Below are 12,497 nucleotides of genomic sequence, written 5' to 3'. Positions count from 1 at the left end.
AAAAAGCAATTTTCACACACAAGGTTGAGCCTGCGAAATCCTCGGCCCAATCTTGCAGCGCGTTGGGAGGGCATGGCTGTTAGTGTGAATTATTGAAAAGCATAATTCACATACAAGATTGAGCCAGGGAAATCCTCAGCCCAATCTTGCGGCTTGCTGGGAAGGCATGGTGGTTAGAGTGAAAATGCACTGCATTTATAATCTTTCTATATATATTATTATTATTATTATTTATCTCGATACTGGTTTATTTGCGGATTATTATATAGTACCTTGCAGATAGCGGAAGTAATTATGGCAGCAACGATAGCCTCTGGTATTCCATTCATAAAAATGATTGTAAGAATGGAAGCAAATACAGCATTGACGGAAATGTTTTTTGCTGCGGAATAGGCGTCTTTAAATATAAGAAATATTCCGGACATAACAAGAAGTGTATTAACGAGAGAAGCGAAAATGCCGGTAAGGCAAAAGGTTAAAAGCTGTTTGTTTTTATTTTTAAAAATTCCCTTTAACAGTTTTATAAGAAAAAAGGGAACAATGCCGACAAGTATTCTGGGAACGAAGCATATAAGTAATGCCAAAGCACTTCCATAATCATGCCCGGGAACCGGTATGAACGGTGAAAAGACAAAGGAGAGCAGTACAGGCTTAAAAGTGTTATTGATTAGGCTGGTCAAACCGAATATAAAGCCTAAAATGGCGCCTTTTTTATAACCGAGCAGGATGGAACCAACTATGACAGGCACATGAATTAATGTTACGTTAATTACTCCAAAACTAAAATATCCGATAGGAGTAATAGAAAGAAGAATGATTATACTGCTGAATATTCCTAAAATAACAAGGTCCTTTGTTTTCATTTTAGCTCCTTTCGTGAATATCACAAGCCTTGCTTACGATACTGCTTAAATAGAAAGTGATAATTGATATTCGAATTTTCACAATAATTCCCATGCTTATCGAAAGTTTACTTGTGAGATTACTCCTATAATTTTGATGAATAGATAGCTAGACCTTCAAGTAAAAGGTTTGGCCGGGAAATAATATTACTATTAATATAAGGCTTTATATAATCGCTGTTTCCGCCAGTCATGTATACAGTTGCTTCCTGTCCAAGAACACGGTTTATTTCAAGGATGTATTGGTTAATAAAAAAGGCAGTACTATATAGAATTCCAGAGTTAATACACTGTGCGGTATTATTCCCAATGAGGACAGCATCTTCACTGATATTTATACCAGGCAGCATAGCGGCAGCTTTTGCCAGCATTTGCGATTGGAGTTCTATACCGGGTATTATTAACCCGCCTAAAAAGAACCCCTTGCCATTTACTACATTTGCAGTGGTAGCAGTTCCTAAATCAAACACTATGCTGGCAGAGCTGCATGAAGCATATGCAGCCGTACAGCATAGCAAACGGTCTACACCTACACATTCGCAATTATATAAGGAGAGATTTAATCCTAGATCAGAAGAGGAGGAAACAATTATTGGTGTAATAGAAAAAAACTGCTGTACGGCACTGCTTATAGTATCGATCATTTCCGGAACAACAGAAGCCAAAGTGCAAGCTGTTAACTTTTTAATCTTATTCCGCACTAAAAGCTGATTGATTTGTTCAGCCAGATTTTCAGCTGTAACTTCTGAGTTACGTAATTTGAAGGAAGCTATGGTATTTGTATTGACTGCCTGTATTCCGCAAGTTATATTGGTATTACCGATGCTAATTAACAAGGTCATTATTTTGCTCCAGTTTTTGCAGGACACAGTTTACAATATCATCTACAGTCGCTAATGCACCTTTGCCGTAATCACCACATGCAAGTAATGATGTACGTGGTTCGATAATTATCCATCCATGTTCCTTTAGTTTATTTAGATTTTCCTGCACGATAGGATTTGCATACATATTATTATTCATGGCAGGTGCAATAAATTTGGGGATTTTATTGGCTGCAAGGACAATTGAGGTTAACATATCGTCTGCAATTCCGGAAGCAATTTTTCCGATGATATTTGCTGTTGCAGGTGCAATCAGGATACAAGAGGCTTTTTTAGCAAGATCAATATGTACAATTTCAGAAGGGGTATCTTCCTGCAGAACATCCACATATACAATGTTTTTAGAAAGTGCCTGCATAGTAAGCGGTGTTATAAAAGAAGTGCTTGATTTGGTCATTACAACATTTACATTAAAGTCATTTTGTTTAAGAAGATTCGTAATATCGGCTGCTTTGTATGCAGCAATGCTTCCTGTAATCCCTAGTATTAAATTTTTCATTTCACTGCCTCCCAGGTATTCATAATTTCTGTTACAATTTCTTTTGCAATTTCCTCTTTTGTAAATAAGGTCTTATAGGTACCATCCTTTCGGATGAACATTGCCTTATGCTGCAGCTGGTTAATATTAGCTAAATCATTTGCACAAACGTAATCACATGAATTCTGCTTCATCATTTTATAGGCAACTTGGTAGAGCTCTTCTTCTTTTACATTGACCAATAGCTTGAAGCCAATCAAAAGAGAAGCAGGAAATAAGGATTTAAGATACGATAATATTTTAGGAGCCTTTTTTAATATGATTGCAGGATTTTCTATTTGAGAGCTTAATTTGGTGCCTTTATAATCCTTTAAATCTGAAAGCTCCTCCAGGGTGTTTAAATCTGCGTTATAGGACATAACAGAAGCCACAGTATAATCACTGACTGCCATTGAATGAATAATACAATCAAATTGATAGCTTGCGGCTAATTCTTTCATGACTGAGTCTAAATCTAAAACTCCCTGAATTAGTATGGTTTTTTCAGTGGGTAATTTCGGTTGAACAGATTCATTGCTGCACACATAGATTACTTTTGCACCCTTAGCAATAAATGATTCAGCAATTAAGCTGCCTAATTTCCCGCTTGCACTATTTGTAATTTTTCTTACGCCATCAATAGTTTCAGATGTATTACCTGCCGTTATTAATACATATTTCATAATAACCTCTTTTCTGAATATCCAAATTTTCAATTGGATATTCGTTAATCCGCAGTTGAAAGAACGACCTTTTGTTTTATCAACCTAACAGCCATGTCTTTCCAGTACTGTGTGAATTATGCTTCTCAATAATTCACATTAGCTGCCATGTCTACCCAGTACGCCGCAAGATTGGACTGAGGATTTCGCAGGTACAATCTTGTATGTGAATTATGCTTCTCAATAATTCACATTAGCTGCCATGTCTACCCAGTACGCCGCAAGATTGGACTGAGGATTTCGCAGGTACAATCTTGTATGTGAATTATGCTTCTCAATAATTCACACCTTCTCTGTAAATAAGGATATTTTTCATTAGTGCTATCTGGGCGTCAATTTGAGCTTCCGTTAGAGTAAGGAGCATTCCGTATACTCCCATTCCTTCGATAAGATAAATATACTGTTCTGCTATTTCCTCTAAATTAACATTGAGAATTACACCTTGCTCCACACCTAAATGTAAAATATCAAGGATGAAATTCTTGATATATTCAATCTGTGAAAGCCTGGATTGAATAGCCTGGGGGGATTGATGGATGGAATAATACTCATAGGATGCCATAACTATGGTATTTTCCATGTTCAAAAGCCTTTTTTTATGCCCCTCAAGGTATAAATTTAGAATAGTAAGAAAATCTTCTTTCTTGTTTACCTTTTCTCGAATGAATGAAAACCCGCTGATTGTCCGCTTTTGTATAACAGCCTCAAAAATTTCATCTACCGACGAAAAAAATAAGTAAAGGCCGCCCCGGCTTATTCCGCAAGCTTCCACAATGTCTTTCATGGTTACATTATGAAACCCTTTCTGGGCAAATAATTGATGTGCTGTTTCAAGTATAAAGTCTCTTTTTAAATTCTTTTGTTCTTCATTTGGTGTTCTGGCCATAAATGTCTTCTCCAATTAATTAAATGATACGTGTGTCATTTAATTTTAGATATTACATCATTAAAGTGTAATTGTCAATAAAAATAAATAAAATAAATGATTCGGAAGTCATATTTAATCTCAGCCTTCGTTTATGTATGTTTGGGGTATAAAAATGTAACGAAGTGACTTTCATGGAGCTGAGTGCATTTTTATACCCCAAATATACATTTAACAACCATGACGTTTTGATACCCAATTATTAATAGCTTGTCAATTAATCCTTTCCGTAAATATTATCTATCAAACCATTGACTTTGACGCTAGGTCAAGTGATATAGTAAATAGATAGAAAAACCGAAAGGAAGTAAGGTATGGATCTAATCAAAATCACAGAGGTAACGGAAAGATTTGCTGTATCATCAAGAACCTTGCGTTATTATGAGCAGGTAGGGCTGCTCGAAAGTGTACGTCCGCCCTTGGAAAAATATCGTTTCTATGATGACGAAAATATCAGCAGGCTCCAGCAGATCATTGTACTGCGCAAAATGCAGATTCCCATCAAAGATATTATCAGAATTTACGAAAGTAATGATATGTCCGTTTTAGTGCAGAGCTTTGTCAATCGGATGGAAGCCATTGATAATGAAATCAACACCCTGTCCGAATTGAAAAGCTATCTGAATGATTTTCTAAATGCCATGATGAAGCACGGTATTACACAGATTTCAGCCCTGCCCCTGCTTTATGAAAGAGTAGAATCAGAATTTTTAAGGAATGAAGTGCAGGAGCCTTTTACGATGGAGAAATTATCAGAGCTTTCGGACAAGCTGGCAAAGCCGGTTGAAATAGATATTGTGGAATTACCGCCCATGAGGGTTGTTTCTTCTGTTCTGTCGGATACCCAGGTTTCGGATATTGAAGGCTTTTGGGATTGGCTTTCTCTGGAGCAGATACCCTTCGGTCAGCCGGGGAGCAGAACATTATTTGAATATCAGAAGGGTGATAAAATTGTCTTTATGCAAAGGCTGGATATGCCCATAGAGAGTTGTCCGTTCCTCTGTTATGATTTTGGCGGTGGATTATTTGCAGTATGCAGTGCCTTCTGTGATGAGAATATTGGAGCTTTACAGAACCGTATGATTCAAAGCTTTGACGATAACGCAGGCTTTGAAGTGGATTTCTTACATAACGGAAATCTGCGTCACAGCACCCTGATTGAATCGGTATATTCTCCGGACAGTAAGCGGGAGAAAATCAATCTCTTTTTGCCGATAAAAAGGCGTAAGCTGGATTTTGGGGACTTTGAAGAATTTGAACAGGTCCGGAATATCTCGGCAGAGGAAATTCTCCGGGAAACCCCTGTTCTAAGGGAATACAATGTGGATTTTCATAAAATTACTCCCATATATGACCCGCATTATGAGGTGTTGGAAAATGGAGAAGCCGAATTTATTGCATGGATTTCTGCGCGTATGTTGAACACCAATGTAGCTGTAAAAATTCCGTTTCGTATTGATGTGGAATTTTTGGCGGAGAAAGCAAGTGAGGAATATCTCTGGGGTACAACGGAAGGCTGTTTTTGGTTTTCCCACGGAAATTGCAGCTACCGGATTAATGCAGAGAACAACTCAGAAGAAGCGCTGTCAAAGCACGGTATTGCATTTCAGCAGCCGGTACTGGGTAACAATTACCTATTTCCCCAAATTGGAGACATTCCCCATGATGTATACAACAAACTGACTTGGATTATCGGAGAAAAGCACTTCGCTGTTATGATCAACGAGGAGGTTCGTTTTTGCGGTGTGAAATTCCCTTATATGGATATGGATATGCACCTGCAAACACCGCAGCCAATCCTAATGGGGACGGATGGACAAGGGAAAAAGCTGTTCCGCTCCATTAGGATTTCACAGCTCAGAACCACTCCCAAAACAAGTACAAAGCAAGGAGCACTGACAATGACAGTAAAGCAGAGCAACAACATTCTACCCAGGCTGAGGAGAATGATAACCTCACATTATGGTGAAAACTATTGGTTTAACGGCTGTGCAGGCTATCTTATGGAGTGCCTTGGTGAAACAGAATATGACTATTGGTTCTTTGCAGGACTTACCGGTGAGAATTTTACACAAGTTTATTCTAAAAATCACTTCAGAGGTGACGGAGTAATGGACTATCGCCTGAGCGAAAAAGGCAGCCATCATGTGGTCGAAGAAATTTTTGAAAAATGCGGGTATGCCTGCAGTTTTATACCACTGACACAGATTTTGAGCAATAAGGAAATGTATCTGCAGACCTTGATTTCATACATCGATAAAGGGATTCCCGTTATTCTGAATGACTACGGAAAAAATCCCCATGACAGATATGGATTCGGCGTGCTTGTGGGATATGAGGATTATGGAAAGACCCTGCTTTACATGGTAGGAGATAACACAGCACCTGATAGAATTTCAATGGATGACTTATTAACAAATGCTTATAAAAACGAAACGGGGCATTGCCATGGATGGCTGTTTATCGGCGAAAAGAAACATAATGTACCCCTTGCCAGTCTGTACAGGGAGCGGATTTTGACCTTGACGGAATTGCTGACTTATGAAAATGAAAATTATTGTTTTGGTACAAAGGCTTTTCATGCCTGGGCGGACAGCATCGAAGGCGGCAGATTTGACCCTATGAAGCCGGAGGAGTTCGATGACTGGAGCATGTATACCGTTTATATCTGCAACCTGGCCACAAACAGCGGCGGCTGTAAGGGATTTATGGAAAGGGCATTGGAGCTTAATCCGGACCTGGTATTTATCAGTGAGCTGATACAGCTTTACCAGCAGACAGGACATTTTTGGAACGATGATAACGGCAAGGATTTAGAGGCATTAGGCGGAGGATTTAATATCACTTTGGAAGCATTGCAAAACCCGGAGAAGCGCTCTGGAATAGCTGCTGTAATTCGGAAATTTGAGAGCTGTATGGATGAGGCAGTGAGGATTATAGAACTAAATAAATAGATAAAAGCTCTATTTTTTATAGTATTGAATATCTAAATACTTATATTGTTAAATACTGCGAAATATCTTACCATAGGGTAAGTGTGAAGGAAAAGCGCTTTCACACTCCATTATCTATGGCAATACCGCAGACCAGTCTGCGGTATGCAACGGGAGCAAATGTGAAAGAAAAGCGCTTTCACGCTCCATTATCTATGGCAATACCGCAGACCAGTCTGCGGTATGCAACGGGAGCAGGCGGGAATGAAATTTTGTTTTGAATCTGGAGTAGAAAGCAGATTGGAAATTCCTGTATAAAAATACAGAGCTATCAAACATAATCAATTAATAGGTGCTGAATGAAAGTAAAACAGCAGCAAAATCAGGAATTGGCTCGGGAAGAGGATGACTTATGGCAGTATTTAAAACAGCAGCAGTATTCAGTAATCATATGGTATTACAGAGGGATAAGAATATCTGTATATTTGGACAGGGCGAAAACGATAAAGAAGTAAAGGTAACCTTCAATGGAAAAGAGTATGGGACGAAGATAAAAGGGGAGGCTTGGTCCGTGCTTCTTCCTCCCATGGCAGCGGGTATAGGGTATGAGCTGACTGTAAGCTGCGGGTCTGAGATAAAACAGTTTAAGAATGTTGCAGTCGGTGAAGTCTGGCTGGCAGGCGGTCAATCCAATATGGAATATGAACTTCAAAACTGTACTGGCGGACAGGAGATGCTGAAAGCTGATAAAAATCCAAATGTAAGGTATTTCTATTCAAATAAAATGTCCTATATTGATGATACATTTTATGAAAAAGAAGCTATGACCGGCTGGGCTGAATTCAGTGAGGAAAATGCAAAGCAGTGGTCGGCTGTGGGATATCTTTTTGCAAAAAAGATGGCAGAAGAATTAAATGTTATCGTAGGTGTGATCGGATGTAATTGGGGCGGAACCTCAGCCACCTGCTGGATTGGAGAGGAAGCTGTCCGGGAGGATGCCGAACTGAATACCTATTGGGAGGAATACTATAAAGAAACGGAAGGTAAACCGGAAGAGCAGCAGATAAAGGAATTTAAGGAATATGAGGATTACCATGAAAAATGGGATAAGGAATGCACAAAATTATATTCAATGGATCCGGATATGACCTGGGACAAAGTTCAGGAATTACTGGGGCCCTGCCAATGGCCGGGGCCAAAGAGCTGTATGAATCCTTTTAGGCCCAGTGGCCTATATAATACAATCCTCAAACGCCTTGTACCTTATACGTTAAGAGGTTTTCTCTACTATCAGGGAGAATCGGATGACCACAAGCCGCAAATATATCAGAAATTACTTACACGTCTGATTAAGCAGTGGAGAGCTGATTGGGGGGATCAGACGCTTCCATTCCTGCTGGTTCAGCTTCCCATGCATCGCTATAAGGATACACCGGAGGGAAAGAATTGGTGCCTGATTCGTGAGGCGCAGATGAATACCTATCAAACAGTAAAGAATACCGGAATTGCTGTTGTTTTGGATTGCGGTGAATTTAATGAAATACACCCGAAGGATAAAAGGCCGGTTGGGGAGCGGCTTGCGTTACAGGCGCTTCATCAGGTGTTTCATAAAATCAAGGCAGAAGATGCCTTTGGTCCTGTTTATCGTTCTTTTGAGTATGTGGAGAGAGGAATAGAGTTAAGCTTTGACTATGCACAGGATGGCTTTGAAGTCCGCGGAGAGCATAATGGTTTTGAAATTGCAGATGAAGAGTTGGTTTATCAGCCGGCAAAATACGAAATCAAAGGCTCTAAAATCTTTGTCTTTTCGGATCAGATCAAGAAACCAGCGGCGGTCCGCTATTGCTGGACCAATTACAGTGAGGTACCTCTGTTTGGGAAAAATGGACTCCCGCTGGCACCTTTCCGTACACTTATTTAAGCTGTAATACAGCATATTTGAGTTAAAAATAACTAACGTGATGGTAAAATATTACATATACATTGTAAAAAGTATATAAAAATCAGGATAATAATTTGCCTGATTATTAAAAAGTTACAAATTTCCATTGACTTTATGATTTTAAAATGTTATTATCCAAATATACCAAAACGTTTTGAATTGAAATGACATTATAAACAACATATTGTTTGAATTTTTTAGTTGTTTATAACACGGAAGACATATCAATTAAAGAAAAATCCATGATATTTGTATAAGGAACAGCAAATAAAAGATAATACGAATAATTAAAAGTAGGGTGACCTACTTTTAAAAATGGATTGACAGAAAACGTTTTGGATAATAATATTATTAAAATAATTGGAGGAAAAGGTATGAAAAAAATGAAAAAGTTACTTTCGGTTTTAATGGTAATTACTATGATGTTCAGTATGGCTGCCTGCGGAAGCAAAAATGCAGGCACAAAAGAAGCAAATACTAATAGTAATCCGGGGAAAGAAACAGCTAAAGTAACAAGTGAAGCTGATACAGGTAAGCTGATTGAGGTTACAATTCCTACGTTTATGGCAGGAGAGAATGTCGGCGCGGTATTTTTTCTCCCACAGGTGGAACGTTTTAATAAAAAATATGAGGGTAAGTATAAAATCAACATCGAAGAGGTTCCCCAGGCTTCTTATGCGGATAAAATAAAACAGCTTGCCCAGCAGAATAAATTGCCCGCTTTAATACATAGTGCAGGTTCTGGCGGTATTGATACCCAATGGTTCAAGGATGTTGTTGTGGCAAATGATATGGAGTATGATTTAAAACAATTTCTTAATGATAATCCGGATGTGGTTGCTAATTTAGTGCCAGATTCCATTGATTACTGTACCATCAACGGCAAAGTTGTCAATATGCCTGCAGCAGTATTAAAACCCATTGGTCTTTATTACAATTCAACCATGTACACAGGCAGTAAAGACATAAAGGATATGAAGATGGATGAGTTTATGTCTTCTCTTGGAGATAATAAATTAGCATTTATGACAGCAGATAATGCATGGACCTCGGGCTTACTCTTAACGGCACTTATTGCCAATCAGGAGGGCGGTACAGATTTACTGAAGAATGCAGTGGATGACAAGCTGTATGATTATAAGGATTCGATTCTCGTTAAGGCGGTAGGACAGCTCCAGAAATTAATGCAGACGAATGCTTCTTCCAATTCGGTAGGTGCTGCCTATGCGGATGCGGCGAATGCATTTATGAGTAAAAATGCATCAATTATCTGTAACGGATCCTGGATGGCCTCTGAATTCAGCGATGCCTCAAAAGATAAATGGAGCAATGGTTTTAATGGTGCGGATGTTAAGGCGACCATCTATCCTGGAAATGTTGCAATTGCGAATTCAAGATGCTATGGAGAGTTCTGGGTGTCAAATTCAGTATCAGCGGAAGAAAAAGAACTTGCTTGCGCATTCTTAGCTTTCAGAGCATCTCAGGACGAAATTGAAGCACTGATTCTTGCAGAAGGCGGTAATGCACCGGCTATTAAACAGTATTCGGATACTTTCCTGACAAAACAAAAAGAATCACCTATTCTTGCAGAGCTTTCAGGCAGCATGGATCAGAATACTACTTATTCCGTATCACTGTTTGATGTTATGCCAGCTTCCGTTGCAGATACGGAATTTGGAAAGCTGTTACCTAAATTGGTGGACGGAACATTAACACCGGAGAAATTCTGTGATGAACTTACCAAAAAGGCTCAGGAAGCAAAGAAATAAGGCAGCCGGGTAAGCGTATAGGATAATATGGGCAATGGAATAATCTATTGCCCATTAACACCAAAGAAAGGAGAGGCCTGTGAAAAAAGTTTCTGCAAGCAGACTGGAGAGAAAAAATTATAAGTGGATATATCTGTTTCTTACTCCCTCAATATTAGTATTTTTACTTTTTTATTTAAGTCCGATTATTACTGTAATTACTACGTCTTTTACAAAATGGGATGGATTTAATAAACCAGAATTTATTGGACTGCAAAATTATATCACCATGTTTCACAATGAAGCTTTTTTACTATCACTTAAGAACCTGTTATTATGGTCTTTGATAGCAGCAACTCTTCATGTGGGGTTTGGCATCTTGGTAGCGTTTGTATTATTCCGAAAGCCCTTTGGCTGGAAATTTACTAGAGCGGTTTTCATGGTTCCCAATGTAATATCTGCTGCTGCCTGGGCTTTGATTTATAAATTTATTTTCAATAATGATATGGGTGTACTAAATAATATAATAAGAAAAGTAAATCCTGATTTTAATGTACAATGGTTCTATCAGTCTCCCTATGCTTTTTGTGCGGTTACATTAACATGGCTGTTTTACGCTGTAATTGTAACTTTAATCGTATTAAACGACTTAATGGCTATCCCGGAAGAACTGCACGAAGCGGCAAAAGTGGATGGTGCTACGGGATGGAAGGTTATTACAAAAATACAATTACCGCTTTGCCGTAATGCATTTGGAACGGCGATTATATGCTCCGTTACCGCCCGTGTTGCCATGTATGAACAAATTGCATTAACAACGGCAGGCGGACCTGGTGATGACACAATGAATTTACCGCTCATTCTTGTTAAATCAATTAGTGATATGAAATACGGCTATGCAAATGCGAATGGTGTCATTATGTTTATCTTAGGGTTGCTCATTCTCGCAATTATAAACAAAGTATTCCGCATGAATGAAAATGTCTATTAGGAGGAGTATTATGAAGAAAGGGAAGAAAATATTCGTAAAAATATTTATGTATGCGGTATTACTTTTTACTATTGTCATATCAATTTTTCCGATCCTTTGGGTTATCATGTCTGCGTTTAAAACCAATGCTCAGATTTTGGGAAATCCTTTTTCATTACCGACCGGAATAAGCTTTGGAGCATTTAAATATATTTTTAAGAACTATAATTTTCATATCTATACGCTGAATTCGTTATTAATAAGTACCTCAGCTACCGTGATTTCACTTATCATATACGCAATGGGCGGATATGTTATTGCAAAATTCAGGTTCCCGGGAAAGAATTTCATATTTGCCCTGTTTACAATAACCTTACTGGTGCCGGCACAATCCAAGGCACAGCCGTTGTTTTCCTTGATTATGAAAATTAATCTTTATGATAATATATGGGGCGTAGCCCTTGTATATATTTCCTTTGGATTAGCAATGTCAATGTTTATCCTGAAGTCTACCTTTATGTCAATTCCAAAATCATTAGATGAAGCGGCTGCCATTGAAGGTGCAGGGTTCTTTACGGTATTCTGGAAGATAAATTTACCCCTTGCTAAAAATGGACTGGCAACTGCAGGAATTTTGATGTTCTTAAATAACTGGAACGAGTATTTTTATGCATCGCTCCTGACTGCCGCAGATAGAAACAGAACACTGCCGATTGCACTGCAATTTTTTAACGAAGCTTTTTCTTACGATTATACCAGATTATTTGCGGCTCTTACCATAGTTGTTATTCCTGGAATTGTCCTGTATGCATTATCCCAGGAACAAGTGCAGGCCAGCGTTGCTGCAACTGGTGTTAAAGGATAATGTGAATTATTGAAAAGCATAATTCACACAAGATTGTGCCTGCGAAATCCTCGGCGCAATCTTGCGGCGCGTTGGGAAGGCATGGCGGA

General features: G+C 38.6%; 11 protein-coding genes. 6 read left to right on the top strand and 5 right to left on the bottom strand.

Translation table 11 applies throughout. From position 1 onward, the window contains the following. Positions 1-227: 227 nt before the first annotated feature. The 5 genes from BUB77_RS17100 to BUB77_RS17080 form a co-directional block, all read right to left on the bottom strand. Complete coding sequence (locus BUB77_RS17100) at positions 228-863, bottom strand: ECF transporter S component (RefSeq protein ID WP_073278070.1); 636 nt, start codon at positions 861-863, stop codon at positions 228-230. A gap of 125 nt (positions 864-988) precedes the next feature. Next, complete coding sequence (locus BUB77_RS17095; RefSeq protein WP_073278069.1) at positions 989-1,744, bottom strand: type III pantothenate kinase; 756 nt, start codon at positions 1,742-1,744, stop codon at positions 989-991. Further along, a complete protein-coding gene (locus BUB77_RS17090) occupies positions 1,728-2,285 on the bottom strand; it encodes a flavoprotein (RefSeq protein ID WP_073278068.1) in 558 nt (185 codons plus the stop codon). The genes BUB77_RS17095 and BUB77_RS17090 overlap by 17 nt, the downstream gene beginning before the upstream one ends. Then, positions 2,282-2,986, bottom strand: coding sequence for a phosphopantothenoylcysteine decarboxylase domain-containing protein (locus BUB77_RS17085; protein WP_073278067.1), 705 nt, complete (start codon positions 2,984-2,986; stop codon positions 2,282-2,284). Before BUB77_RS17085 ends, BUB77_RS17090 begins: the two co-directional genes overlap by 4 nt. Before the next feature lie 313 nt (positions 2,987-3,299). Then, positions 3,300-3,911 carry a TetR/AcrR family transcriptional regulator gene (locus tag BUB77_RS17080; protein WP_073278066.1) on the bottom strand — a complete coding sequence of 204 codons (612 nt, stop codon included), beginning with the start codon at positions 3,909-3,911 and terminating at the stop codon, positions 3,300-3,302. A gap of 353 nt (positions 3,912-4,264) precedes the next feature. On the opposite strand from BUB77_RS17080, the gene BUB77_RS17075 reads away from it, so the two are divergent. The 6 genes from BUB77_RS17075 (at position 4,265) to BUB77_RS17055 (ending at position 12,408) form a co-directional block, all read left to right on the top strand. Beyond that, positions 4,265-6,904 (top strand): MerR family transcriptional regulator, encoded by a 2,640-nt coding sequence (locus tag BUB77_RS17075; protein WP_073278065.1) that lies wholly within the window; start codon positions 4,265-4,267, stop codon positions 6,902-6,904. Positions 6,905-6,987: 83 nt separating this feature from the next. Beyond that, positions 6,988-7,164 (top strand): hypothetical protein, encoded by a 177-nt coding sequence (locus tag BUB77_RS29980; RefSeq protein ID WP_170866680.1) that lies wholly within the window; start codon positions 6,988-6,990, stop codon positions 7,162-7,164. A 131-nt stretch (positions 7,165-7,295) separates the two neighbouring features. Further along, positions 7,296-8,804: a sialate O-acetylesterase gene (locus BUB77_RS17070; RefSeq protein ID WP_073278064.1), complete on the top strand. Its 1,509-nt coding sequence runs from the start codon at positions 7,296-7,298 to the stop codon at positions 8,802-8,804. A 395-nt stretch (positions 8,805-9,199) separates the two neighbouring features. Beyond that, the gene (locus tag BUB77_RS17065) at positions 9,200-10,594 is read left to right on the top strand and encodes an ABC transporter substrate-binding protein (protein ID WP_073278063.1); all 1,395 of its coding nucleotides are present in this window, start codon (positions 9,200-9,202) and stop codon (positions 10,592-10,594) included. 79 nt (positions 10,595-10,673) lie between these two features. Then, on the top strand, positions 10,674-11,564 hold the full coding sequence (locus tag BUB77_RS17060; RefSeq protein WP_073278062.1) for a carbohydrate ABC transporter permease: 891 nt from the start codon (positions 10,674-10,676) through the stop codon (positions 11,562-11,564). A gap of 10 nt (positions 11,565-11,574) precedes the next feature. Continuing rightward, positions 11,575-12,408, top strand: coding sequence for a carbohydrate ABC transporter permease (locus BUB77_RS17055; RefSeq protein ID WP_073278061.1), 834 nt, complete (start codon positions 11,575-11,577; stop codon positions 12,406-12,408). Positions 12,409-12,497: the final 89 nt, after the last annotated feature.

This window comes from Anaerocolumna jejuensis DSM 15929, from assembly GCF_900142215.1.
In the GTDB taxonomy this organism is placed as follows: Bacteria; Bacillota; Clostridia; order Lachnospirales; family Lachnospiraceae; genus Anaerocolumna; species Anaerocolumna jejuensis.
Note: the sequence above shows the minus strand (reverse complement) of the source record. Positions and strands in the feature narration are given on the sequence as shown.

Excerpts from the sequence above, each read along its gene's own strand:
- BUB77_RS17100 (WP_073278070.1), bottom strand. The coding sequence starts at position 863 with ATGAAAACAAAGGACCTTGTTATTTTAGGAATATTCAGCAGTATAATC.
- BUB77_RS17095 (WP_073278069.1), bottom strand. The coding sequence starts at position 1,744 with ATGACCTTGTTAATTAGCATCGGTAATACCAATATAACTTGCGGAATA.
- BUB77_RS17090 (WP_073278068.1), bottom strand. The coding sequence starts at position 2,285 with ATGAAAAATTTAATACTAGGGATTACAGGAAGCATTGCTGCATACAAA.
- BUB77_RS17085 (WP_073278067.1), bottom strand. The coding sequence starts at position 2,986 with ATGAAATATGTATTAATAACGGCAGGTAATACATCTGAAACTATTGAT.
- BUB77_RS17080 (WP_073278066.1), bottom strand. The coding sequence starts at position 3,911 with ATGGCCAGAACACCAAATGAAGAACAAAAGAATTTAAAAAGAGACTTT.
- BUB77_RS17075 (WP_073278065.1), top strand. The coding sequence starts at position 4,265 with ATGGATCTAATCAAAATCACAGAGGTAACGGAAAGATTTGCTGTATCA.
- BUB77_RS17070 (WP_073278064.1), top strand. The coding sequence starts at position 7,296 with ATGGCAGTATTTAAAACAGCAGCAGTATTCAGTAATCATATGGTATTA.
- BUB77_RS17065 (WP_073278063.1), top strand. The coding sequence starts at position 9,200 with ATGAAAAAAATGAAAAAGTTACTTTCGGTTTTAATGGTAATTACTATG.
- BUB77_RS17055 (WP_073278061.1), top strand. The coding sequence starts at position 11,575 with ATGAAGAAAGGGAAGAAAATATTCGTAAAAATATTTATGTATGCGGTA.